Source organism: Sedimentitalea arenosa, assembly GCF_016428585.1.
Classification (GTDB): Bacteria; Pseudomonadota; Alphaproteobacteria; order Rhodobacterales; family Rhodobacteraceae; genus Sedimentitalea; species Sedimentitalea arenosa.
In genome coordinates, this window is the sequence record NZ_JAELVR010000006.1 from 75,409 (window position 1) to 98,619 (window position 23,211).

Genomic DNA, 23,211 nt, shown 5'->3' on the forward strand with positions numbered 1-23,211 from the left:
CGGCTAGGCCGTCGCCACCCGGGGCCGGCCGCTGGCCTCGACGGTCAGGTCCGCTTCGACGAACACCTCGCGCCCTTCGACGCGGGCGGTCCTGACGTCGCGCAGGACGGTGATCTGCAACCCGTCGGCACCCGCAGCCAGCGCCGCGGCGCTGGCCGTTTCGCGCAACTCCGCTTCGAGCCGCGCGAGCGCCCTCTGCGAATCGGTGAAATCCTCGGGGCCCGCCGCCAGGTGCACGCGGAAGCGTCCCTCCTCGGGCGCGGTCACGGTGCCGCTGCGGCGCATCGTGATCCGCCCGACCACGGCCCCGATGGCGTTGGCAACCCCGGCATGGGGCGGCAGCACCATCCGGCAGCGCAAACAGTCGCCGACCGCCGGGTAGTAGGTCGCGGCCGAAGCGCCCAATCCGATCACGTCAACGTTCAACGCCGCGTCCAGCGCCAGCAGACCGCGATGCCCTGCCAGCCCGTGCGCGATCAGAACGTGGCGCGCCAGCTGCCCGGGTGGCAGCCCAAAACCCGGATCCTCCTCGGCGAACGCAGTTTCCAACAGGGTCAGCGCGGTCTGCTCGGTCATGCGGTCCACGATCATCCGCGCCAGCTGCATGGCCGATCCCGCCAGCACCTCGCCCGAACCGGTGCGCTTCCTCGCGATCAGCGTCAGCGCCTTTTCCGCCGCCGCCGCGTCCCAGGCCGTGAGCGTGCCCAGAACGTGGCTCGCATCCGACGGCGTCACCCCGCCCATCTGCACCAGCCCGCGATCGATCAGTCGTCCCAGCGCACCCTGTTCCATGCGGCTGCGCAGCACCGTCCCCAGCGGTCGCACCGCGTTCCCGATCCGCGCCAGAACCGCGGTCTCGCGCGCATCCAGCCCATCCGGCATTGGCCCCATGGCCCGCACGAAACGCGCGTCATGCTCGCCCGGGGTCGCCGCCCGCAACTGCGCATCCAGCGCCGCATGCACCGCCTCGGGCGCCTCCTGCGCCATCAGCGCCACCGGCACCACCCGGCGCGGCCCCAGCGTGACACCGCCGGCCAGCCCGTCGCCCTGCACATGCACCTGGCTGTCCCCGCCCAGCCCGCTGGTGTGCATCGCCACCGCCTCGACCATGGTGCGAAACCCGCCCACCTTGGCGCCCTCCGGGTCGATCGCAGGCCGTCCGTCGCGCAGCAGCGCCACGTCGGTCGTGGTGCCGCCGATGTCGGACACCAGCGCGCGCTCCGCCCCGGTCAGCCAGCGCGCGCCCACGATCGACGCTGCCGGCCCGCTCAGGATCGTCTCGATCGGCCGCGTCCGCGCCTGCGCCGCCGACATCAGGGCCCCGTCGCCGCGTACCACCATCATCGGCGCGGCGATCCCGAGATCGCGCAGCGTGTCCTCGGCCCGGCCGATCAGCCGATCGATCATCGCCACCAGCCGCGCGTTCAGAACCGCCGTCACCGCCCGTTTCGGCCCGTTCAGCCGCGCCGACAGGTGATGCGAACAGGTTACCGGCAGCCCGGTGCGTTCGACGATGATCCGCGCCGCCTCCAGTTCGTGCGCCGGGTTGCGGGTGGCGAATTGCGCCGCCACCGCCACCGCGCCGACCCGGCCCGCGATCCGCTCGAGGAACACCTCCAACCCATCCCGGTCCAGCGGCGCCGCCTCGGCACCGGAATGGCCATGCCCACCCGCCAGCGCCTCCGCCGGATCGCCCTTCAACGCCTCGGGCAGCCCGTGCCGATCCAGGTCACCGGGGCGAAAGCCGATATAGACCAGCGCCACGCGCCCGCCTTGCCCCTCGACCAACGCATTGGTCGCCAGCGTCGTCGACAACGAAGCCAGCGCGATCTCGACCGGCCGCACCCCCGATTGCGCCAGCACCGAACGCACCGCCGCGCCGATCCCGATCGCCAGATCCGCCCGGGTCGTCAGCGCCTTGGCGCTGGCGATCACCTCCGCCTCGTCGCGCATCAGCACCGCGTCCGTATAGGTGCCGCCCGTGTCCACGCCCAACAGGATCGCCATCAGCCCTCCAGCCGCACCACGGCCCAGCGGGCCGCATCCGCCACCGCCGGGTCCGCATCCGACACCAGCCCCCGTGCCACCGGCGCCAGCCCCGCCTCGCCCGAATTACCGATCGCGTAGAGCACGTTGCGCACGAACCGGTCGCGCCCGATCCGCTTGATCGGAGAGCCCGAAAACAGCGCCCGGAACCCGGCATCGTCCAGCTGCGCCAGCGCCGCCAGGTTCGGCGCACGCAACTCCTCCCGCGCGGCATAGCGGATATCGCTCGCCGCCACCGCGAACTTGTTCCACGGGCAGACCGCAAGGCAATCGTCGCAGCCATAGATCCGGTTGCCCAGCTTGCCGCGCAGCTCCTCCGCCACCGGCCCCTTGTGCTCGATGGTCAGATAGGAAATGCAGCGCCGCGCATCCAGCCGATAGGGCGCCGGGAACGCCTCCGTCGGACAGACGTCCAGACACGCCCGGCACGAGCCGCAATGATCGACCTCGGGCGCATCCACCGGCAGCTCCAACGTGGTGAAGATCGACCCCAGGAACGCCCAGTTGCCCCAGTCCCGGCTCAAGAGGTTGGTGTGCTTGCCCTGCCAGCCCAGCCCCGCCGCCTGGCCCAGCGCCTTCTCCGGCACCGGCGCGGTGTCCACGAACACCTTCACCTCCGGCGCCCCCCCCGGATCCCGTTCTTCCGGCGGGACCGACGCCCGATCCAACCGCTCCCCCTCCGCGATCAGCCAACGCGCCAGCCGCTTCAGCCTTTTCTTGACCATGTCGTGGTAATCGCGGTTCTGGGCATAGACCGAAATCGCCCCCCGGTCCCGCTGCGCCAGCACCGCCAGCGGATCATGCGCCGGCGTATAGCTCTCCGCCAGCATGATGACCGTTCGCGCCTCGGGCCAGAGCGCCGCCGGATTGCCCCGCCAGGCCTCCCGCTCCGCCAGCCATCCCATCTGCCCGTGATACCCGGCCTCCAGGAACGCGCGCAGCCGCGCCGGCACCTGCGGCACGTCCCAGGGTCGACACAGCCGGCACGACACGAAGCCCTCCGCGCGCGCCTGCCGCTCCAGCCGCGCCTTGAGATCCTCCGCGTCCTTCATCTTTGCCAAAATACTCCGGGGGAGTCCGCCAAGGGCGGACGGGGGCAGCGCCCCCGCACCGGGCCGCAATCAGAAATCGAGATCGGCATAATGCGGCGGCTGACGGAATCCGGGGATCTGGTCCGCCAGGATCGACCGGAAGGCCGGGCGCGACTTGATCTTCGCGTACCAGTCCTTGACCACGGCCGACCGGTTCCAGTCGACGTCGCTGATGTAGTCCAGCGACGACAGGTGCGCCGCGGCAGCGAAATCGGCCAGCGTCATCACGTCCCCGGCCAGCCAGCGGCGGTGATCCAGCAACCAGGCCATGTAGTCCAGGTGGTACTTGATCGCCTTGGCCCCGTCCTTGACATTGCGGCTGTCGGGATAGCCCGCGCCGGTGACCTTCTTGTTGACCCGCTCGTAAAGCAGCTTGCTGGTCACCTCGTGATGAAACTTGTCGTCGAACCAGCCGACCAGGCGGCGCACCTCGAAGCGGTCCTCGGGCGCGCTCGGCATCAGCGCCGGCTCCGGCCGCGTCTCCTCGATATATTCGCAGATCGCGGCACTTTCGGCCAGCATCCGCCCGTCGAGCTTGAGCACCGGCACCTTGCCCGCCGGGTTGCGGCGCAGGAAATCCGGATCGGCCTCCCAATACCGCTCCTCCACCAGTTCGACCTCGATCTTCTTCTCGGCCAGCGACAACCGCACCTTGCGGCAGAACGGGGACAGGGGGACGTGGAACAGGCGGGCCATGATCTTCCTGGGCTGTGATGCGGTTCCCACTCCATGCCCCGCCGCGCGGAGATTTTCAATCCTCGAAACAGGCGGCCCGCCCGTCAGAGCGGATCACGGCCGCCCCGTCCATGATCGCCGCCGCGCGCTTGCGCAGGCCAGGCGAGGGCTGAGCCGCCGCACGCGTCCGCGGCGACGGCAAAACCGCCGCCAGCAAGGCCGCCTGCCGCGCGGTCAACGCCTCGGGCGCGACCCCGAAGGAGGCCCGCGCCGCGGCCCCGACTCCGAACACGCCCTCGCCCATCTCGGCCACGTTCAGATAGACCTCGAGTATCCGCCGCTTGCTCCAGACCAGCTCGACCATCGGCGTGATCGCCGCCTCCAGCACCTTGCGCGGCCAGCTGCGGCCCTGCCACAGGAACACGTTCTTCACCACCTGCTGACTGATGGTGGAGCCGCCCCGCGTTCCGCCTTCCGCGATGGCGGCACGGATCGCCGCGACGTCGAACCCCCAATGCAGGCAATAATTCGCATCTTCCGCCGCAACGGCGGAGCGCGCCATCACCGGCGCGATCCGCTCCATCGGCACCCAGTCCTGCCGCACCGGCCGGTCGAGTCGCCAGCCCTCGCTCACCATGGTGAAGGTGGTGGGCGGGTTGACCACCGCGAACAGCAGAACCAGCGCGAACGCGAAGGCCGCAAGCCCCGCCAGCGCCAGCAGCACATAGCGCCACAGCCGACTCACCAACTCTGCCAGCCGCGCAAGCGGCCCGCCGGTCCGGGTGGATGTGCCTGATTTCTTCTTTTTCGCGCGCGCCATGGCGGCTGCTATACCATCCACGCCGCCGCGCCACAGTCCCAAAGGCTTGCGGAGCGCAAAAATCCGCGTCAGTCGGGCGACCCGGCCACGTCCAGCATCGCCTGCAACCGCTCTTCCAGCTCGGGGGACACCGGCGAGCGCAGGATCGTGCCGCCGCCGCCGAAATCGCGCAGCACAGCCTCCAGCGCGCCCTCCTCCACATGACGCACCCAGAGGCACAAGGCCGAGCCGCCCGGGCGCAACGTGTCGCCGATCTGCTCCAGGAACGCCTTGTCCACCCCCGGATCACGGTCGCGCCCGACCAGCGCACCGACCCCGGCGCCGACCGCCGCGCCGGCCAGCGGCATCAGGAAAACCGCACCCAGCACCAGGCCCCAGACCGACCCGCCGATCGCCTGTGCCAGAGGCACCGGCACCGGGTGGTGCAGATGCACGGTCCCGTCGGCATCGCGGGTGACGATGTTGGTGTCCTGGGTTTCCAGACGCTGTTCGGCCCGCAGCGGCGCCAACGCGGCATTCAGCGCTTCCGCGCCGTCCTTGCGGTCGAATGTGACGATGAACAGGTCCGACATGGCGGCTCCGGGTTGTACATTGACCAACCCAACGCGCAGACCCCGGCGCCGGTTCCCTCAGCCCGCCAGCAGGGTGGCCTCGCGTCGACGCGCCACCGGGCGCGCCGTTCGGTCGATCCGCGCCGCCTGCGCGGCCAGCCCCGGAAACATGGCGAGGATCTCGCGGTTCACCCCGGCCTCGGCCGCGCGCACCGCGTGCGACGGCAGATAGCTTTCCGACGCGATTCCCTCGGCAAAGACGATCTGGTGACGGTCAAACAGCAGGTGGACATACTCGACCTGCCCGCCCTCGCGGATGACGATATCGCGCCCGTTCACCAGGTGCTTGGCCGCGACCAGGATCTCCGCCTGACCGGTATAGAGCTCCGCCCGCCAGCCCGAGACCAGCATCCGGTGCTCCTGGCTCACGCAGAGATCGCGCGGGTTTCCCATCGCCCCGGCCCGGATCAGCACCGGCGCGAACTTGCCCAGCGCCGGGAATTGCCGCCGCGCCAGATGCAGCAGCGGGCGCAATCCCTCGTCCGCGGTCAGCACCAGGTCACCCGGCTCCAGCGCCTCGACCGGACGCAGCCCGCTATCGGTCATCACCAGCGTGCCCGCGGTGAAACAGGGCGGTGCAAGGTCGCCCACCGGCACCGGGCTGTTGCCCACCGTGCGCAAGGTCCGCACGAAGGTCGATTCCTGCAGGATCGTGCCGTCGGTCGGGGTGAAATAGCGCTCCCCGCCCGGCAGATAGAAGGTGACGCCGGTGATGTTGTCGAACTGCCCGTTCGGCAGCTGCACCCGAATGCGGTCGCCGGGATAGACGCCGGTGATCGTCCGCCCGTCCAGCGTGTCGCCGATCTCGATGAACCCGTCGTCATCCTCGTCGGTATAGCTCAGTCCCGTGATCGACAGCGTCGTCCCGGGCGCCGGCGGCGCGAACGGGTCCATCCTGTAGAACTGGTCCGAATAGGTCGTCGGCATCTTCGGTCCCCACACCACACGCTGTCACAAGGTCAGTCTGACAGAGCCTGACGATTGTGGCAAATCCGTGGGAAATTCAAAGAAAATGCGAGGCAAAGCCGGATCGTTGCGCGGCTTTGCCCCTCATTGTCACCGATGCATCACATCCGGCGGCCTATTCCGCCGGTACCGCCGCCTCTTCCTGGGTCAGCGGGGCCGGCAGGTGCACCAGCATCTCCTTGGGGCAGACCTGCAGGAAATTGGTCCGCTCGAGGTCCCAGTGCTGCAGGATGTCGGCGGCCTTGCGGCTGCCGGTCTCCGCGTGATGGCGCTCGATCAACTCCTTCAACTGGCGCTCCCAATGCGGCACCGTCACCGGGCAGGTCACCAGCGTCTCGCGGTTCATCAGCGTTTCCGCCGTGGCATCCGGATCGTAGAGATACGCCATGCCCCCGGTCATCCCGGCGCCGAAATTGGCGCCGATCTCGCCCAGGATCACCGCGACCCCGCCGGTCATGTATTCGCAGCCGTTGGAGCCGCAGCCCTCGATCACCACCTTGGCGCCCGAGTTCCTGACCGCGAACCGCTCGCCCGCGCGCCCGGCAGCGAACAGGTAGCCGTCCGTCGCACCGTAAAGAACCGTGTTGCCGATGATCGTGTTCTGGTCCGCCTTCAGCGGGCTCACCTGCGGCGGACGCACCACGATGGTGCCGCCCGACAGACCCTTGCCGACATAGTCATTGGCATCGCCCGACACTTCCAGCTTCAGGCCCGGCGCGGCGAACGCCCCCAACGACTGCCCGGCGCTGCCCTGCAGCTTGACGGTCAGGTGATCGGGCTGGAACGCGTTGCGCATCCCGAAATTGCGCACGATATGGCTGCTGGTGCGGGTGCCCACGGTGCGGTGGGTGTTCTGCACCGCATAGGACAGCTGCATCTTCTCGCCATCCTTCAGGAACCGGGCGGCGTCGCGCACGATCTCGGCATCCAGCGTATCCGGCACCGCGTTGCGGTCCTTCTCGCGGTCATAGACGATCTTGCTCGCGCCATCGACGGTGATCAGCAGCGGGTTGAGGTCCAGATCGTCCAGATGCGCAGACCCGCGGCTGACCTGCCGCAGCAGGTCGGCGCGCCCGATCACCTGGTCGAGCGACCGCGCCCCGATGCTGGCCAGAAGCTCGCGCACCTCCTGCGCATAGAAGGTGATCAGGTTCACCACCTTGTCCGCGTTGCCGGTGAACTTGGCGCGCAGGGCCTCGTCCTGCGTGCAGACGCCCACGGGGCAGGTGTTGGACTGGCACTGGCGCACCATGATGCAGCCCATCGCGATCAGCGCCGCGGTGCCGATGCCGTATTCCTCGGCCCCCATCATCGCCGCCATCACGATGTCGCGCCCGGTGCGCAGGCCCCCGTCGGTGCGCAGCGTGACCCGGTCGCGCAGCTTGTTCATCGACAGAACCTGGTGCGCCTCGGTCAGGCCCATCTCCCAGGGCAGGCCGGCATACTTGATGCTGGTCGCCGGGCTGGCCCCGGTGCCGCCATTGTGGCCCGAGATCAGGATCACGTCGGCCTTGGCCTTGGCAACCCCGGCGGCGATGGTGCCGACGCCGCTGGAGGCGACCAGCTTCACCGTGACCTTGGCGCGCGGGTTGATCTGCTTGAGGTCATAGATCAGCTGCGCCAGGTCCTCGATGCTGTAGATATCATGATGCGGCGGCGGGCTGATCAGCGTCACGCCCTTGGTCGAATGGCGCAGCCGCGCGATCAGGTCGGTGACCTTCATCCCCGGCAACTGCCCGCCCTCACCGGGCTTGGCGCCCTGCGCGACCTTGATCTCCAGCTCCTCGCACTGGTTCAGGTATTCCGCCGTCACGCCGAACCGGCCCGACGCCACCTGCTTGATCTTGGCCGACGGGTTGTCGCCATTGGGCTCGGGCACGAAATGCGCCGGGTCCTCTCCACCCTCGCCGCTGTCGGACTTGGCCCCGATCCGGTTCATCGCGACGTTCAGGGTCTTGTGCGCCTCGGGAGACAACGCCCCCAGCGACATCCCCGGCGTCACGAACCGCTTGCGGATGCTGGTGATGCTCTCGACCTCCTCGATCGGGATCGGCTTGCCCAGCGGCTTGATGTCCAGAAGGTCGCGCAGGTGGATCGGCGGATTGCTCTGCATCTTGGCCGAATACTGCTTCCACAGCTCGAAACTCGCCCGGTTGCAGGCCATCTGCATCATGTGCATGCTGGTCGCTTCCCAGGCATGCTTCTCGCCCGAGCTGCGCGCCTTGTAAAAGCCCCCGATGGGCAGCACGTCCAGCCCCGAGTCCCAGCCCCGCGCGTGGATTTCCTCGGCCTTGTGCTGGATGCCCGACACGCCGATGCCGGAAATCCGGCTGGTCATGCCGGGGAAATACTCGGCACACATGGCCCGGCTCAGACCCACCGCCTCGAAGTTCAACCCGCCGCGATAGGAGCTCACCACCGAGATGCCCATCTTGGCCATGATCTTCAACAGGCCCTGGTCGATCGCCTCGCGATACCGTTTGATCGCCTCGGTCAATGTGCCGTCGAGCAGCCCGCGCTCGATCCGGTCGGCGATCGAATCCTCGGCGAGATAGGCGTTCACCACCGTCGCGCCGCAGCCGATCAGGACGGCGAAGTAATGCGGGTCGATACACTCGGCGCTGCGCACGTTCAGCGAACAGAAGGTCCGCAACCCGTTGCGCGTCAGCCAGGAATGCACCGCGCTGGTCGCCAGGATCATCGGCATCGCCACCCGGCCCGGGCCGGAATGCTGGTCGGTCAGCACCAGGTGCCCCGCGCCCGAGCGCACCGCGTCCTCGGCTTCCGACCGGATCCGCGCCAGCCCGGCGCTCAGCGCGCCGGTGCCCGGCGCAAAGGAACAGTCGATCTCGACCATCGGCGCGTTGAACTGCTGCACCAGCGCATCGAACTGGGCGTTGCCGACAAAGGGGCTCTCCAGCACCACGATCTCGGTCTGGCTGCTGTCCTCGTCCAGCACGTTCTTGAGGTTGCCGAACCGGGTCTTCAGGCTCATCACCCGGTATTCGCGCAAGCTGTCGATCGGCGGGTTCGTCACCTGGCTGAAGTTCTGCCGGAAGAAATGGCTCAGCGGACGGTACATCTTGGACAGCACCGCGCTCGGCGTGTCGTCCCCCATGCTCGCCAGCGTCTCCTTGCCGTCCTCGGCCATCGGCGCGAGGATCTGTTCCAGCTCCTCGATCGTGTACCCGGCGGCGATCTGGCGCTTGCGCAGCTCGCCCCCGGTGAACAGCGGCGCCTCGCTCACCCCGGCCAGCATCTCGTCGGCATCGTTGATCCGCCCGACCCATTCGCCGAAGGGGCGCGCGGCGGCCAGCCGGTCCTTGATCTCGGTGTCGTGGTAGAGCTTGCCCTCCTCCATGTCGACCGCCAGCAACTGCCCCGGCCCCAAAGCGCCCTTCTCGACCACGCGGGATTCGTCCACCGGCACCATCCCGGCCTCGCTGCCCGCGATCACCAGCCCGTCGCCGGTGACGACATAGCGCATCGGCCGCAGCCCGTTGCGGTCCAGCCCCGCACAGACCCAGCGCCCGTCGGTCATCGCCAGGGCGGCCGGTCCGTCCCAGGGCTCCATCACGCTGTTGCAATAGGAATACATGTCGCGCCACGCCTGCGGCAGCTCCACCGCCTGCTTGCTCCACGATTCAGGCACCAGCATGGTCTTGGCCATCGGCGCGGACCGCCCGGCCCGCACCAGAACCTCGAACACCGAATCCAGCGCCGCACTGTCGCTGGACCCGCTCGCGATGATCGGCTTGATGTCCTCGGCCATGTCCCCGAAGGTCGCGCTCGCCATGCGGATCTCGTGGGACTTCATCCAGTTGATGTTGCCCTTCAGCGTGTTGATCTCGCCGTTATGGGCCAGCATCCGGAACGGCTGCGCCAGCCACCATTGCGGAAAGGTGTTGGTCGAATAACGCTGGTGATAGATCGCGAAGGCGCTCTCGAACCGCGCATCCATCAGGTCGGGATAGAACACCGCCACCTGCTCGGCCAGCATCATGCCCTTGTAGATGATGCTGCGGCAGGACAGCGACGCGATGTAAAGCCCGGTGATCCCGGCCGCCGCCGCCGCCTTCTCGATCCGCCGCCGGATCACGTACAGCTCGCGCTCGAAGGTCTCCTCGTCCACGCCCTTGGAGTTCGACAGGATGATCTGCTCGATCTCGGGCCGGGTCGCGTTGGCCTTCTCGCCCAGGCACGTCACGTCGACCGGCACATGCCGCCAGCCATAGATGTAATAGCCCATCCGCAGGACCTCGGTCTCGACGATGGTCCGGCACTTTTCCTGCGCGCCGAAATCGGTGCGCGGCAGGAACACCTGCCCCACCGCCATCAGCTGGTCCTTGTGCGGGTCATGACCCGTGCGCTCGATCTGGTCATAGAAGAACGGCACCGGGATCTGCACATGAATGCCCGCGCCATCGCCCGTCTTGCCATCCGCATCCACCGCGCCGCGATGCCAGATCGCCTTCAGCGCGTCGATCCCGGCCTCGACCACCTTGCGGCTCTTGCTGCCGTCCACCGACACGACAAGGCCGACCCCGCACGAGGAATGCTCCTCGGTTTCCGAATACATGCCGTTCTCGGCCAACCACTTGCGCTTGGCTTCTTCCGCGCGCACCCAGTCTGCATCGTATTTGGTCATGGTCAGGCTCCTTCAGGTGTCACACCGAACATCGCAAGCGTCTGCGCCTCGGTCATTTGGTCTAGATCGCCCGCAAAGGCGAAGGATGGCGATTTGTGATCGACAAAGATCTCTCTGGTCAGGGTGATCCCGGCGCTGTCATCGAACAGCCCGATCGGCACCTCGTAGCTGCCCACCAGCGGGCCGTCGGTGATCCTGTACCACAGCCCGGTGCCACAGGCGTCGCACCAGGCGCGTTCCGCCCAGTCCGAGGACGCGATGCGCCGGATATGCTCCGCGCCCCGCCAGGTGATATCCGCGTCACCGACCGTCACCGCCAGCAGGGCCGATCCGGCCCAGCGCTGGCACATCTTGCAGTGGCAGGCCGCGAATTCGGTGGCGGCCGCACGGGCGCTGAAACCGACCGCGCCGCACAGGCACTGCCCTTTCAGTTGCGCCATGGCTTCATCCATTCTTCACGCTCCGGGTCAACCTTCCTGACCAATTCCCACCGCGCGGCCATACCCGCGTCTGCACGGCGTATGCACGCGGTCTGCACGGGTTGTGCACACCCCGCGCCGCCTACTCCGCCGCCATCGCGGCGCGGGCTCCGAACCGCGCCAGGATCGCTTCGGCACAGTCGCGCCCGTCCTTGATCGCCCACACCACCAGGCTCGCGCCGCGCACGATGTCGCCCACCGCATAGACGCCTTCCAGCTCGGTCTCGCCGCTGGTGAACTGCGCCTTGATCGTGCCCCAGCGAGTCACCTGCAGTTCGGGCTGATCCCACAGCGTCGGCAGGTCTTCCGGCTCAAAGCCCAGCGCCTTGATGACAAGGTCGGCCTCGGCGACGTAATCCGCGCCCTCGATCACCTCGGGCGCCTGGCGCCCGGTGGCGTCGGGCGCACCCAGCCGCATCTTCTGCACCATCACGCCGGTGACGTGGTCGTCCCCGACAAAGGCCTTGGGCGCGCTCAGCCATTCGAACACGACGCCCTCTTCCTCGGCATTGGCGACCTCGCGCTGGCTGCCCGGCATGTTGGCCCGGTCGCGCCGGTACAGGCAGGTGACGCTCTCGGCGCCCTGCCGGATGCTGGTGCGCACGCAATCCATCGCCGTGTCGCCGCCGCCGATCACCACGACCTTCTTGCCACTGGCGTTCAGCCGGCCCGAGGTGAATTCGGGCACATCGTCGCCGAAATTCTCGCGGTTGCTGGCGGTCAGGAAATCGATCGCCTTTTCAATGCCTTTCGCCCCGCTGCCCGGCATCGCCAGGTCGCGCGACTTGTAAACGCCGGTGGCGATGATCACCGCGTCATGGCGCGCGCGGATGTCGGCGAACGAGATGTCCTCGCCCACGTTGCAGTTCAGCTCGAAGCTGACGCCGCCCTGGTCCAGCTGGTCGTTGCGGCGCATCACCACGTCCTTTTCCAGCTTGAAGCCGGGGATGCCATAGGTCAGCAGCCCGCCTGCGCGGTCGTAGCGGTCATAGATCGTGACCTGCACCCCGGCGCGGCGCAGAACGTCGGCCGCGGCCAGCCCACCGGGCCCCGCGCCGATGATCCCGACGCTTTCGGGCCTCTCCTGCGTCGGCGCGATCGGCTGCACCCAGCCCTTTTCCCAGGCGGTGTCGGTGATGTATTTCTCGACCGCGCCGATGGTCACGGTGCCGTGGCCGGACTGCTCGATCACGCAATTGCCCTCGCAGAGCCGGTCCTGCGGGCAGATGCGGCCACAGATCTCGGGGAAGGTATTGGTCGCCTGGCTGACCTCGTAGGCCTCCTGCAACCGCCCCTCGGCGGTCAGGCGCAGCCAGTCGGGAATGTTGTTGTGCAGCGGACAATGGGTCTGGCAATAGGGCACGCCGCACTGGCTGCACCGGCTCGCCTGCTCCTTGGCCTTGGCGTCGGCGAACTCGGCATAAATCTCGTGGAAATCGTCCCGCCGGTCGGCCGCTTCACGTTTTGTCGGCATATCCCGGTCAATCTGAACGAACTTCAGCATAGGTTGCTTCGCCACGGATCTGACTCCATCCCTTGTCCTCAACGGCGCGTGTGTACGGCATATCCAAGGGGATTAAAAGTCACACATACTGACCTATTTGCAGAATTATTTTGCTGCATCGCGGCAGATTCTGTTTTTTCGGCCTATATTGTGTATCAAACCGGACCTAAATGCCGCCTTTTCATTTGAATCAAAGCACTTATACCTGACCCCGTCGAACGTCTCCTTGGTCCAGGCCCATACTCTCATGCCGGTCTTTCAGCTTTTCCTCGTGGCCGTGATCCAGGGCCTGACAGAGTTCCTGCCGGTTTCCTCTTCGGGCCACCTGATTCTGCTGCCCGGCCTGACCGGCCTTCAGGACCAGGGCCAGTTGATCGACGTCGCCGTTCATGTCGGCACCCTGGGCGCGGTCATCCTCTATTTCTGGCCCGACGTCCGGACCGGGCTGGCCGGCCTGCCCCGGCTGCTGCGCGGCAAGATCGACACGCCCGGCGCACGGCTCGCACTCGGCCTCGTCGTCGCCACCCTTCCCGTCGTCCTTTGTGGTGCGGTGGTGCATTTCACCGGCCTCAGCGACGCGATGCGCTCGGTCGCCGTGATCGGCTGGGCCATGCTCATCTTCGGCCTCGTGCTCTACTGGGCCGACCAGACCGGCGGCGAAACCCGCAGCGCCGAGGACTGGACGCTGAAACATGCGCTCGTCATGGGCCTGTGGCAGGCGGTGTCCCTGATCCCCGGCACCTCGCGCTCGGGCATCACCATCACCGGCGCCCGCCGGCTCGGCTATGCCCGCAGCGACGCCGCGCGCCTGTCGATGCTGATGTCGATCCCCACCATCGCCGCCTCGGGCATCCTGCTCGGTGGCGAGGCACTGGCCACCGCGAACACAGCCGCCTTGCGCGACGGCGCCATCGCCGCGGTGCTGGCTTTCGCCTCGGCTCTGCTGGCCCTGTCAGTGATGATGCGCCTGCTGCGCAGCGTCAGCTTCACGCCCTACGTGCTCTACCGGATCGTTCTGGGCATCGCCCTGCTGGTCTATGCCTATGGCGGATCAGGTGCGCAGGTTGCGGGCTGAGGACTTGATCGCGTCATACTGCCCCGAGGGGCGGAACCGCCACAGGTACTCCGGCAGGATCGAGGTCATCGCCATCGGCGTGATCCCCAGATCCTCAAAGCCCTTCACACCGTCGCTCACCACGTTGTCGCGCGCCAGGTTCTTCAACTGGTCCCGTGTCAGGATCCCGTTCGAGATCAGACCGAAGCTAATCGCCTGAAGCATGTCGAACCCAAAGGCCATGATCCGCGCGATCCAGAACGGCATGTTGACGATGGCCCGCCTGCGATGGATGACCTGCAGCATCTGTTGCAGCAACTCGCGCAAGGACTTCACCTCGGGTCCGCCCAGCTCGTAAACACCGGGCTCGGCCTCTCCCAGAACGGCCTTCTCGGCCGCCGCCGCAACATCGTCCACATAGACCGGTTGGAACAGGCTGTCGCCGCCCGCGATCAGCAGCACCGGACCCAGCCGAGTCATGCCCGCGAACCGGTTGAAGAACTGGTCCTCCGGTCCGAAGATCACCGAGGGCCGCAGGATCACCGCGTCGGGCATGTGCGCCAGCACGCCCGCTTCGCCCTCGGCCTTGGTCCGGGAATAGGCACTGTCCGACTCGGCATCGGCCCCGATGGCCGAGACCTGCACCATCCGCTCGACCCCCTGCTCCGCGGCGATGCGTGCCACGCGCTCGGCACCTTCGGCCTGCACGGTCTCGAACTTGTTCTTGCCGCTCTGGTTCAAGATGCCGACGCAATTCACCACCGCATCCGCCCCGTGCATCGCCGCCGCGACCGACTGGTCGTCGCGGATGTTGCACAGCACCGGTTCGACCTGGCCCACCACGCCGTAGGGCCGCACAAAGATCGCCTCGTTCGGCCGCCGCACCGCCACCCGCACGCGCCACCCCTGCTGCGCCATGCGCTGCGCGACATACCGCCCGACAAAGCCGGATCCGCCGTAGATTGTGACCAGTTTGGACATGACGAAGCTCCTTGAAAAGATCGCTCCAAGTCGATCTACCGCCCCGACCCGTTGCAAACAAGGCGCAAAAACGACGCGCGCAGATCGGCCGCCTTGAAACACCGCGCGCAAGCCGCGGCATTGGCCGTTTCCGTGCCCGAAAAAGAGTCTGAAGTTTGCCCAAGAATCCGTTTGACACCCCCCATGACTGCGCCTAAAGACACGGCTCACGACACCTGCCCAGGTGGCGGAATTGGTAGACGCGCTAGCTTCAGGTGCTAGTGTCTGTATGGACGTGGAGGTTCGAGTCCTCTCCTGGGCACCATAAGTCGGTTTTCCCATGCTCCCGATTTTTTACGGTCACCGCGACCAAGTGCATCTGGTTGCGGCCCAAGTCCCGCTCCCGCTGAACCCGTGGGGCGCATGGTCGCACTGGCGTAATGGTATTTGAAGTGCGCATTGACGGCGTCTAGCCTGCGGCCGATGCGTTCGTGTGCATGCCGAAAGGCGCGCCGCGCGCCCTGTTCCGATTGGTGCGAAAGACCCTGAATATGACATCGACCGCCAAGCAGATGCGGGACTGGTCCGGTCCGGCGATATTCAGTTTCGGGTTTCGACCGTTCTTTCTCGGGGCGATGGTGCTGGCCGGCGGCGCGATGGCGCTGTGGATCGCCGTGTTGTCCGGTGCCGCGACACTGCCCTCGGTGTTCGATCCCGTATCCTGGCATGCGCACGAGTTCCTTTTCGGGTATGTCGGAGCGGTCGTCGCGGGCTTTCTTCTGACCGCGGTACCGAACTGGACCGGGCGGCTTCCCATTGTCGGATGGCCGCTGGCCACTCTCGCCGCGGTCTGGATCGCGGGACGGGTCGCCGTCGCAGGAATTGGCGGGCTGACCGCGCCCGTCGTCGCGGTGATCGACCTGGCCTTCCCGGTCCTTCTGGCAGCTGCCATCGCGCGCGAGATCGTCACCGGAAAGAACTGGAAGAACCTGATCGTGTTGGCGATGCTGGTCGTCTTCACGATCGGGAACGGGTTGTTCCATGCCGACGCAGCACGGGGCAACATCGCCGCGCAGGGGTTGGGCCTCCGAATCGGACTCGGCGCGGTCCTGATGATGATCGCCGTGATCGGCGGGCGCATCATCCCCTCCTTCACCCGGAACTGGCTGGTCAAGACACGTCCCGGCGGCTCCCTTCCAGTGCCCCCGATGCAGCGTTTCGACAAGGCCGCGCTGCTGGTTCTGCTCCTGGCGCTTGGTGGATGGGTGATCCGGCCGTCTGCCGAGGTCACTTCGGTTCTGCTGGTCGTTGCCGGGCTGCTGCATCTGGCCCGCCTCAGCCGATGGGCCGGACACCGCACGGCGGCCGAGCCGCTGGTGCTCGTGCTGCACCTCTCCTATGCCTTCCTGCCGCTTGGCGCCATCTCGATGGGGGTCGCCATCCTGCTGCCGGACTCCGCCATCGGGCTTGCGGCGGCGCAACACCTCTGGATGGGCGGTGCGATCGGGCTCATGACACTCGCCGTGATGACCCGCGCCACGCTCGGCCATACCGGCCAGGCGCTCACGGCAGGCCCAGGGACAGTGGCCGTCTATCTGCTCGTCATCACCGCGACCCTGGCGCGCGTGGCCGCGGGCGTTTGGCCGACCGAGGCGGGGTTGTTGCACATGGTGTCCGGTGGCTGCTGGATCCTGGGGTTCGGCGGATGTGCCCTGCTCTACGGGCCGAGCCTGCTGACGGTGCGGCCAAAGGCATAGCGATGGGCTGGATCGAATTCTGCGCCGCCTTCGCGGTCTTTTTCCTGACCCATTCGGTTCCGATCCGGCCGCCGGTACGCCCCTGGTTGATCGCACGGCTTGGCCAACATGGGTTCACGCTCGCCTATTCCGCACTGTCGCTCGCCAGCCTCGCATGGCTGATCGGGGCCGCGAACCGCGCGCCCTATGTCGGCCTGTGGTCATGGGCCCCGTGGCAATCCCATCTTGCCCTGACCGGGATGCTGGCCGTGTGCCTGATCGTGGCCCTGGCGATCGGCAAGCCGAACCCGTTTTCCTTCGGTGGGGCGCGAAACGACCGGTTCGATCCGGCGCGGCCCGGTCTCGTCCGGTTCACACGCCACCCTCTGCTACTGGCCATCGGGCTTTGGGCGCTTGTCCATATCCTGCCCAACGGCGATCTGGCCCATGTGCTGTTGTTCGGCACCTTCGCGCTGTTCGCCCTGATCGGGGTCCGGCTGGTCGATGCCCGCAGGAAACGCGAGATGGGTGAGGAGTGGCATAGGTTGAACGCCGAGAGGCGCAAAACGGCGCGCATCCACCTGACGGCGCGCGACCTGCTACGGGTCGCAATCGGGCTTCTGGTCTATGCCGCGTTGCTCTGGGCGCATCCGGTTCTCTTTGGAGTCAGCCCGATCCCGGCCTGAGCGCGCAGCAAGGCCGAGCGGTATCAGAAACTGAACACCGCGCCAAAGATCGGGCCGGATTGCTCGAACGTGAAGCCCCGACCGTTTATGTCGTGATCGACCGAAATTTGCCGATAACCGGCGCGCAGCATCCACTTCTCGCTCAGCGCGTAGTTCGCCGTCACCAACACCTGCCAGGTTTCACTGTCGCTGCTGAACCCGCCGTAGTCGGCGAAGAACAGGCCAGACCACCTGTCCGTCAGCGCGAACTCCGCGCGCAAGCCGATTACCGGATCGACCCAGCTGTCCGAAGCACCCGCCCGTGCGACGTCCGTCCCGCCACTCAGCGCGACGAGCTCGGTGTCCGTCTTGAACCACCGGAACCCGGCAGCAAGGTCCACGCTCGCGGTCGACTCCTGGTAGACGCGGTATGTGGCGTAGCCGCTGAAGAACTCCGTTTTTGCGGTCGTGTTGACCGTGTCGAAATTGGGATTGCTCACGCTGTTGCCGAAGGACAGATCCGTCAGCATGTAATCGCCCACGAGGCTCCATCGGCCGCGACGCGCTTCGAACGTGCCCATGAACGCGGCATCCAGGTTCTCAAGCGCCTCCTTGAAACTCAGCGTCGACCCGACATCGCCCACGGTCGTTTCGGTCTCGGGGGTGAAAAGATACACCGACGCCGCAAAGCTCCAATCCTCGGCCAGGGCCGTCGATGGCAACGCTGCAATCGCCGGCACGGCGAGTTTCTTGAGGAAGTGATGCATCGGACGGTCCTCCCGGTCCTGACTTGGCTGCCCCCGGTCGACATTCCACACGGCCCGGAAAGGCATACCGATATCTCGGCCCCAGCATGCATCGCTGTCAACGGCGGACACCGACTCACGTCCGGTTTTGCAGAACCTGACGCCGAATTGCATCGTGCGCGATTGCTCGATGACGGATGGTGACCCCGGCAGGATTCGAACCTGCAACCTGCCCCTTAGGAGGGGGCTGCTCTATCCAGTTGAGCCACGGGGCCGCCGCGCCTCCTCATAACCGGGAAAACCGGGGTTGTCATGGGGTTTGCGGCGCAGTTGATCCGGATCGACCGTTTGCGATAACGTCGGGGCAAAACAACAACGAAAGTCCTGCACGTGTCCCTCCCAAACAAACGCCCGCTGACGCTGCGGGATGTCTCCGAAGCCTCCGGCGTGTCGGAAATGACTGTCAGCCGCGTCCTGCGCAACCGGGGCGACGTCTCCGACAGCACGCGGGCGCGGGTGCTCGCCGCCGCCAAGGAGCTGGGCTATGTGCCCAACAAGATCGCCGGGGCTCTGGCATCGAGCCGGGTGAACCTCGTCGCGGTGATCATTCCGTCGCTGTCGAACATGGTGTTTCCCGAAGTCCTGACCGGGATCAACCAGGTGCTCGAGGATACCGAGTTGCAGCCCGTGGTCGGCGTCACGGACTATCTGCCCGAGAAAGAGGAGAAGGTGCTCTACGAGATGCTGTCCTGGCGTCCCTCGGGCGTCATCATCGCAGGGCTCGAACACTCCGAGGCAAGCCGCGCGATGCTGCGCGCGGCCGGAATTCCGGTGGTCGAGATCATGGACACGGACGGCACCCCGATCGATGCGATGGTCGGGATCTCGCATCGTCGTGCCGGACGCGAGATGGCACAGGCCATCGTCAAGGCCGGGTATCGCCACATCGGCTTCATGGGCACCAAGATGCCGCTCGATCATCGTGCCCGCAAGCGGTTCGAGGGCTTCACCGAGATGCTCGCCAAGAGCGGTATCGAGATCGAGGATCGCGCCTTCTATTCCGGCGGCTCGGCGCTGGCAAAGGGGCGCCAGATGACCCAGGAGATGCTGGAGCGTTCACCAGAGCTCGATTTCCTCTACTACTCGAACGACATGATCGGCGCGGGCGGGCTGCTCTACCTGCTCGACCAGGGCATCGACGTGCCGGGCCAGATCGGGCTTGCCGGGTTCAACGGGGTCGAATTGCTGCAAGGCCTGCCTCGCAAGCTGGCCACGATGGACGCCTGCCGGCTCGAAATCGGTCGCAAAGCCGCCGAGATCATTGCCGCGCGACTCGGCGAGCCGCCAGTTCCGGTCGAAACATCCGTCACCCTGACCCCGACCATCGCGTTCGGTGACACGCTCAAGCGGCGATGACCGCCGTCAGGATCGACAACCGCACTGCAAGGCGCCTTTTCCTGCATCGTCACGCGCTGGCAGAAGCCCCGGTCGGAGAGGCCCATGGCGCAGAGCTGAACGCGCTGATCCAACGGCTGGGATTCGTTCAGCTGGACAGCATCAACACAGTGGCCCGCGCCCACGACATGATACTCAGGTCAAGGCGGACCCGGTATCGGCCCGCCGATCTGAAGAGGCTCTACGAACGCGACGGCGCCCTGTTCGAACACTGGACCCATGATGCGGCAGTAATCCCCACTGCCTTCTATCCGCACTGGCACCTTCGGTTTCGACGCGACGCCGAGCGGCTGAAATCGCGTTGGCGCAACTGGCGGCGCGACGGGTTCGAAGCGCGGTTTCAAAGCGTGCTTCAGCATGTCCGCGACCACGGCCCGGTCTCGTCCTTGGACGTGGGCGGCGATGAACGCAGGAACAACGGCGGATGGTGGGACTGGCACCCGTCCAAGACCGCGCTGGAATACCTCTGGCGCAGCGGCGTTCTGGCCGTGGTGGGCCGGGACGGATTCCAGAAGCGGTACGATCTGACCGAGCGCATCATCGACACCGGCCTGCTCGAAACCCCCGATCCCGAACAGACCGTCAATTGGCTGTGCAATGCCGCGCTCGACCGGCTGGGCTTCGCCACATCGGGAGAGATCGCCGCGTTCTGGGACACCGTGACCGCGGCGGAAGCCCGCGACTGGTGCGCCGCGCAGGCGTCTTGCGGCCGGATCGTTCCGGTCGAGGTTCTCGACGTCAAGGGCGCGCCGCGGCGCTGTGTCGCGCGCCCCGAGACGCTTGGCACGCTACAGGATCTTGCCCCGCCGCCCGGTCGCCTGCGTGTCCTGAGCCCGTTTGATCCGGCCCTGCGCGACCGAAACCGGGCCGAGCGTCTGTTCGGTTTTCACTATCGTATAGAGGTTTTCGTACCGGCTGCGAAACGCAAGTTCGGCTACTACGTGTTCCCCCTGCTGGAAGGTGACCGACTGGTCGGGCGAATCGACATGAAGGCACAGCGCGATCAGGGAGTCCTGGCCGTAAGGGCGCTCTGGCCAGAAGCCGGTATCACCTGGCCTTCGGCGCGCCTGCGCCGCTTGGAAGCCGACCTCGACCGCGTGGCGCGGTTCGCCGGACTCGACCGGGTCGCGTTTCAGGACGGCTGGCTGCGCGAACCGCTCGCGAAGGTCTAGGGACCTCGCAGCATGGCAGGGCTGTCCCACACGGCGAGACCGGCAGGGATCCTATCACATGCACCGGTTTCCCGGGGACACATCCACGAAGACGTGGACGCAATCACGATTTAGGACCCGCAAGAACCACGCCATCACAAAGGTTGAACGAGGCTTTCAGATTTTGGGATCGACGAGGCGCTGCATCAGCAGCGCTGCCATCAGGTTCCGTGTTTCTTCGACAGAACCGCATCCGGCACGACGAGGGCATCGATCAGTTCACGGCACAACCCGTTGCAGTCGGTGCATCCGACGCAGGGGCCGGAGAGCTTGGACAGTTCGATGGAAAGGGACGCTGTGCGGGGCGCGGACGCGACGAGACGGCTGATGTTCATGAAAATGCTCCGATACAAAATAAGGGTAACAAACCAGATTGAAAAAATGAAGCACGACAATGTCGGCCGACTCATAGTTTATCACGACATCCCCGAATTCTCCAAATCTATGGTGAGTCCGGTGCGCATGTTCTGGCGCACGTTCTTGCAAAGCGCTCCAAAACGACACCGGCAACGGGTATTTCCAGCAGGGGAACGCAAACCCGGTCGGTCCCGACCGAGCTTCTGGCGCACATGTTGGACGGTCCTCCCGGTCGTGGCGGGACGCCTCCGCAAAGGCGCCGTGGATCGGACCACGGTCGTCCTACCCCGGCACCAGAAACAGGGTGATCGCCGGGAAGAGCACCAGGATGATCACCCGCACAATGTCGGACCCGACGAAGAACAACACCGCCTTGTAGGTTTCGATCATCGGTGTCGCGCGGTCCATCGCGTTGATGATGAAGAGGTTCATTCCCACCGGAGGCGTGATCAGCCCGACCTCGACCACAATAAGCACGAGGATCCCGAACCAGATCGCGACATGCTCGGCACTCATTCCGAAGTCGAGCGCGCTGATCACCGGAAAGAAGATCGGGATCGTGAGAAGGATCATTGAAAGACTGTCCATCAGACAGCCGAACAGCAGGTAGAAGACCAGGATCAGGCAGAGAACAGCCCACGGGCTGAACCCCTGGCTGACCACGTAGTTTGACAGCTCCTGCGGCACCTGTGTCAGCGCGAGAAACCCGTTGTAGAAGCCCGCCCCCAGCACGATGAAGAAGATCATCGAGGTGGAGCGCGCCGTGACCATGAAACTGTCCATCAGCGTCGACCAGTTCAGTCCGCCGTTGAGCAGCGCGATCACCCCGGTGCCCGCGGCGCCCACCGCGGCGCCTTCAGTCGGGGTGAACCAGCCGAGGTAGATGCCACCGACGACGAGCAGGAACACCATCAGCACGGGCCAGACCTTGAACAGCGCCGAAAACCTCTCACGCATCGGAACCGGCGGGCGCGTGCCCGCCGATCCCGGGTAGAGCCGCACGTAGATCGAGATCGCGATGACGTAACCCAGGGCCGCGAGCAGACCGGGGATGAACGCCGCGAGAAAGAGCTTGGCGATGTTCTGTTCGGTCAGGATCGCATAGATCACGAGCACGACCGAGGGTGGGATCAGGATGCCGAGCGTGCCCCCCGCCGCAAGCGTCGCGGTCGAAAACCCGCCTGCATAGCCGTATTGCTTGAGTTCGGGCAGCGCGACGCGCCCCATGGTCGCCGCGGTTGCGAGCGAACTGCCGCAAATCGCGCCGAAGCCGGCGCAGGCCCCGATCGCCGCCATCGCGACGCCGCCCTTGCGGTGGCCGAGGAAACCTTCGGCCGCCTTGAAAAGCGCCGACGACATGCCGCCCAGGGTCGCGAAATGCCCCATCAGCAGAAACATCGGCACGATGGTCAGCGAATAGCTCGAAAAGGTCGTGTAGGTCTCGTTCTTGAGGCGCGAGAACGCGACGTTCGTGCCGTCGGTCACGATGATCAGACCAACCAGGCCGACGAGGAACATGGACAACCCGATGGGAACCCGCAGGAAGATGAGCACCATCAGGGCGGGAAACGAAGCGATGCCGATTTCGAGGGCGCTCATCCGCCGGCCTCCACACCGTCCCAGATCACGATGCGCCCGGTGGCGAATTCGTAGCTCCGAACCAGCGCCATGTAGACCGCGACGACAGCCGAGACGACGGCCCCGACCAAGCTGGCCGCGTACGCCCACCAGATCGGGAACTGCAGCAGGAACGTGGTCTCGCCGTAGCGCATCTTGCTGACCATCCCGTCATAAAGTTTCCAGGCGATCAGGATCAGCACCGCAGCGAAGACGATATCGATCACCATACGCAGGAACCGGTTCACCCCGGCCGGAAAGGCATTGGTCAGAATGTCGACGGACGCATGGCCGGACGTGATCTGGCACAGTGGTATGAAGGCGAAGATCGCAAAGGCGACGCCCGATTCGACCAGCTCGAAATCGCCGTTCACCGGCCCGACGCCGAGCTCGATCAACCATGTGGCAAGGCCGGGCGCGATCCCTTGCATCAGGTCGCCGTGCAGAAAACCGTTCAACAGCCGCCCGGCGATCGACACGCAGGTCAGCAGGATCAACAGGGTCAGGACGATACCGCCCAGAACCGCCATGAACCGGGCCAGGCCCATCATCACTCTATGCATGTTCTCA

Annotated in this window: 19 protein-coding genes and 2 tRNA genes; 6 read left to right on the forward strand and 15 right to left on the reverse strand. The window is 66.2% G+C overall.

Translation table 11 applies throughout. The features are described from left to right. Positions 1–3 precede the first annotated feature (3 nt). The 9 genes from JF290_RS10005 to JF290_RS10045 form a co-directional block, all read right to left on the reverse strand. Positions 4–2,007, reverse strand: coding sequence for a hydantoinase/oxoprolinase N-terminal domain-containing protein (locus JF290_RS10005; protein ID WP_199024721.1), 2,004 nt, complete (start codon positions 2,005–2,007; stop codon positions 4–6). Then, positions 2,007–3,098, reverse strand: coding sequence for a tRNA epoxyqueuosine(34) reductase QueG (queG, locus tag JF290_RS10010; protein WP_199024722.1), 1,092 nt, complete (start codon positions 3,096–3,098; stop codon positions 2,007–2,009). The genes JF290_RS10005 and queG overlap by 1 nt, the downstream gene beginning before the upstream one ends. Positions 3,099–3,167: 69 nt before the next feature. Next, entirely contained in the window at positions 3,168–3,833 is a 666-nt protein-coding gene (gene fzlA, locus JF290_RS10015) for an FtsZ-binding protein FzlA (protein ID WP_199024900.1), read from the reverse strand. A 55-nt stretch (positions 3,834–3,888) separates the two neighbouring features. Next, positions 3,889–4,632, reverse strand: coding sequence for a monofunctional biosynthetic peptidoglycan transglycosylase (mtgA, locus tag JF290_RS10020; protein WP_199024723.1), 744 nt, complete (start codon positions 4,630–4,632; stop codon positions 3,889–3,891). Positions 4,633–4,700: 68 nt separating this feature from the next. Further along, positions 4,701–5,204: a DUF1269 domain-containing protein gene (locus JF290_RS10025; RefSeq protein ID WP_199024724.1), complete on the reverse strand. Its 504-nt coding sequence runs from the start codon at positions 5,202–5,204 to the stop codon at positions 4,701–4,703. 57 nt (positions 5,205–5,261) lie between these two features. Next, complete coding sequence (locus JF290_RS10030) at positions 5,262–6,170, reverse strand: Hint domain-containing protein (RefSeq protein WP_199024725.1); 909 nt, start codon at positions 6,168–6,170, stop codon at positions 5,262–5,264. A 154-nt stretch (positions 6,171–6,324) separates the two neighbouring features. Then, a complete protein-coding gene (gene gltB / locus JF290_RS10035; protein WP_199024726.1) occupies positions 6,325–10,857 on the reverse strand; it encodes a glutamate synthase large subunit in 4,533 nt (1,510 codons plus the stop codon). A 2-nt stretch (positions 10,858–10,859) separates the two neighbouring features. After that, complete coding sequence (locus JF290_RS10040) at positions 10,860–11,309, reverse strand: GFA family protein (RefSeq protein ID WP_233155263.1); 450 nt, start codon at positions 11,307–11,309, stop codon at positions 10,860–10,862. 109 nt (positions 11,310–11,418) lie between these two features. Beyond that, positions 11,419–12,855 (reverse strand): NAD(P)-dependent oxidoreductase, encoded by a 1,437-nt coding sequence (locus JF290_RS10045; RefSeq protein WP_199024727.1) that lies wholly within the window; start codon positions 12,853–12,855, stop codon positions 11,419–11,421. Positions 12,856–13,087: 232 nt separating this feature from the next. On the opposite strand from JF290_RS10045, the gene JF290_RS10050 reads away from it, so the two are divergent. Beyond that, positions 13,088–13,915 (forward strand): undecaprenyl-diphosphate phosphatase, encoded by an 828-nt coding sequence (locus JF290_RS10050; RefSeq protein WP_199024728.1) that lies wholly within the window; start codon positions 13,088–13,090, stop codon positions 13,913–13,915. Here the strand turns inward: JF290_RS10050 and JF290_RS10055 are convergent. Beyond that, on the reverse strand, positions 13,892–14,875 hold the full coding sequence (locus JF290_RS10055) for a complex I NDUFA9 subunit family protein (RefSeq protein ID WP_199024729.1): 984 nt from the start codon (positions 14,873–14,875) through the stop codon (positions 13,892–13,894). The two genes, JF290_RS10050 and JF290_RS10055, sit on opposite strands and share 24 nt — an antisense overlap. Positions 14,876–15,092: 217 nt before the next feature. Here JF290_RS10055 and JF290_RS10060 point away from each other — a divergent pair. The 3 genes from JF290_RS10060 to JF290_RS10070 all read left to right on the forward strand — a co-directional run bounded on the left by JF290_RS10060 (position 15,093) and on the right by JF290_RS10070 (position 17,276). Further along, positions 15,093–15,179 (forward strand) — tRNA-Leu (locus JF290_RS10060). A 226-nt stretch (positions 15,180–15,405) separates the two neighbouring features. Next, positions 15,406–16,611, forward strand: a complete 1,206-nt coding sequence (locus tag JF290_RS10065) for an NnrS family protein (protein ID WP_199024730.1) — start codon at positions 15,406–15,408, stop codon at positions 16,609–16,611. 2 nt (positions 16,612–16,613) lie between these two features. Next, on the forward strand, positions 16,614–17,276 hold the full coding sequence (locus tag JF290_RS10070; protein WP_199024731.1) for an NnrU family protein: 663 nt from the start codon (positions 16,614–16,616) through the stop codon (positions 17,274–17,276). 23 nt (positions 17,277–17,299) lie between these two features. Here the strand turns inward: JF290_RS10070 and JF290_RS10075 are convergent, their stop codons facing one another. Then, positions 17,300–18,022: a porin family protein gene (locus tag JF290_RS10075; protein ID WP_199024732.1), complete on the reverse strand. Its 723-nt coding sequence runs from the start codon at positions 18,020–18,022 to the stop codon at positions 17,300–17,302. 177 nt (positions 18,023–18,199) lie between these two features. Continuing rightward, positions 18,200–18,276, reverse strand: a tRNA-Arg gene (locus JF290_RS10080). 115 nt (positions 18,277–18,391) lie between these two features. Here JF290_RS10080 and JF290_RS10085 point away from each other — a divergent pair. Both JF290_RS10085 and JF290_RS10090 read left to right on the forward strand, forming a co-directional pair. Beyond that, positions 18,392–19,417: a LacI family DNA-binding transcriptional regulator gene (locus JF290_RS10085; RefSeq protein WP_199024734.1), complete on the forward strand. Its 1,026-nt coding sequence runs from the start codon at positions 18,392–18,394 to the stop codon at positions 19,415–19,417. Then, on the forward strand, positions 19,414–20,628 hold the full coding sequence (locus JF290_RS10090) for a winged helix-turn-helix domain-containing protein (protein WP_199024736.1): 1,215 nt from the start codon (positions 19,414–19,416) through the stop codon (positions 20,626–20,628). The genes JF290_RS10085 and JF290_RS10090 overlap by 4 nt, the downstream gene beginning before the upstream one ends. Before the next feature lie 200 nt (positions 20,629–20,828). Here JF290_RS10090 and JF290_RS10095 read toward each other — a convergent pair whose 3' ends face one another. From JF290_RS10095 to JF290_RS10105, 3 genes are all read right to left on the reverse strand, one after another. Next, positions 20,829–21,002, reverse strand: coding sequence for a hypothetical protein (locus tag JF290_RS10095; protein ID WP_199024738.1), 174 nt, complete (start codon positions 21,000–21,002; stop codon positions 20,829–20,831). Between the two features lie 304 nt (positions 21,003–21,306). Next, entirely contained in the window at positions 21,307–22,623 is a 1,317-nt protein-coding gene (locus tag JF290_RS10100; protein WP_199024740.1) for a TRAP transporter large permease, read from the reverse strand. Continuing rightward, positions 22,620–23,204, reverse strand: a complete 585-nt coding sequence (locus tag JF290_RS10105; protein ID WP_199024742.1) for a TRAP transporter small permease — start codon at positions 23,202–23,204, stop codon at positions 22,620–22,622. The genes JF290_RS10100 and JF290_RS10105 overlap by 4 nt, the downstream gene beginning before the upstream one ends. Positions 23,205–23,211: the final 7 nt, after the last annotated feature.

What these genes read in the sequence shown, in the direction of transcription:
- JF290_RS10005 (WP_199024721.1), bottom strand. Translation starts at nt 2,007, where the DNA reads ATGGCGATCCTGTTGGGCGTGGACACGGGCGGCACCTATACGGACGCG.
- queG (WP_199024722.1), bottom strand. Translation starts at nt 3,098, where the DNA reads ATGAAGGACGCGGAGGATCTCAAGGCGCGGCTGGAGCGGCAGGCGCGC.
- fzlA (WP_199024900.1), bottom strand. Translation starts at nt 3,833, where the DNA reads ATGGCCCGCCTGTTCCACGTCCCCCTGTCCCCGTTCTGCCGCAAGGTG.
- mtgA (WP_199024723.1), bottom strand. Translation starts at nt 4,632, where the DNA reads ATGGCGCGCGCGAAAAAGAAGAAATCAGGCACATCCACCCGGACCGGC.
- JF290_RS10025 (WP_199024724.1), bottom strand. Translation starts at nt 5,204, where the DNA reads ATGTCGGACCTGTTCATCGTCACATTCGACCGCAAGGACGGCGCGGAA.
- JF290_RS10030 (WP_199024725.1), bottom strand. Translation starts at nt 6,170, where the DNA reads ATGCCGACGACCTATTCGGACCAGTTCTACAGGATGGACCCGTTCGCG.
- gltB (WP_199024726.1), bottom strand. Translation starts at nt 10,857, where the DNA reads ATGACCAAATACGATGCAGACTGGGTGCGCGCGGAAGAAGCCAAGCGC.
- JF290_RS10040 (WP_233155263.1), bottom strand. Translation starts at nt 11,309, where the DNA reads ATGGATGAAGCCATGGCGCAACTGAAAGGGCAGTGCCTGTGCGGCGCG.
- JF290_RS10050 (WP_199024728.1), top strand. Translation starts at nt 13,088, where the DNA reads ATGCCGGTCTTTCAGCTTTTCCTCGTGGCCGTGATCCAGGGCCTGACA.
- JF290_RS10055 (WP_199024729.1), bottom strand. Translation starts at nt 14,875, where the DNA reads ATGTCCAAACTGGTCACAATCTACGGCGGATCCGGCTTTGTCGGGCGG.
- JF290_RS10065 (WP_199024730.1), top strand. Translation starts at nt 15,406, where the DNA reads ATGACATCGACCGCCAAGCAGATGCGGGACTGGTCCGGTCCGGCGATA.
- JF290_RS10070 (WP_199024731.1), top strand. Translation starts at nt 16,614, where the DNA reads ATGGGCTGGATCGAATTCTGCGCCGCCTTCGCGGTCTTTTTCCTGACC.
- JF290_RS10075 (WP_199024732.1), bottom strand. Translation starts at nt 18,022, where the DNA reads ATGCATCACTTCCTCAAGAAACTCGCCGTGCCGGCGATTGCAGCGTTG.
- JF290_RS10090 (WP_199024736.1), top strand. Translation starts at nt 19,414, where the DNA reads ATGACCGCCGTCAGGATCGACAACCGCACTGCAAGGCGCCTTTTCCTG.
- JF290_RS10095 (WP_199024738.1), bottom strand. Translation starts at nt 21,002, where the DNA reads ATGAACATCAGCCGTCTCGTCGCGTCCGCGCCCCGCACAGCGTCCCTT.
- JF290_RS10100 (WP_199024740.1), bottom strand. Translation starts at nt 22,623, where the DNA reads ATGAGCGCCCTCGAAATCGGCATCGCTTCGTTTCCCGCCCTGATGGTG.
- JF290_RS10105 (WP_199024742.1), bottom strand. Translation starts at nt 23,204, where the DNA reads ATGCATAGAGTGATGATGGGCCTGGCCCGGTTCATGGCGGTTCTGGGC.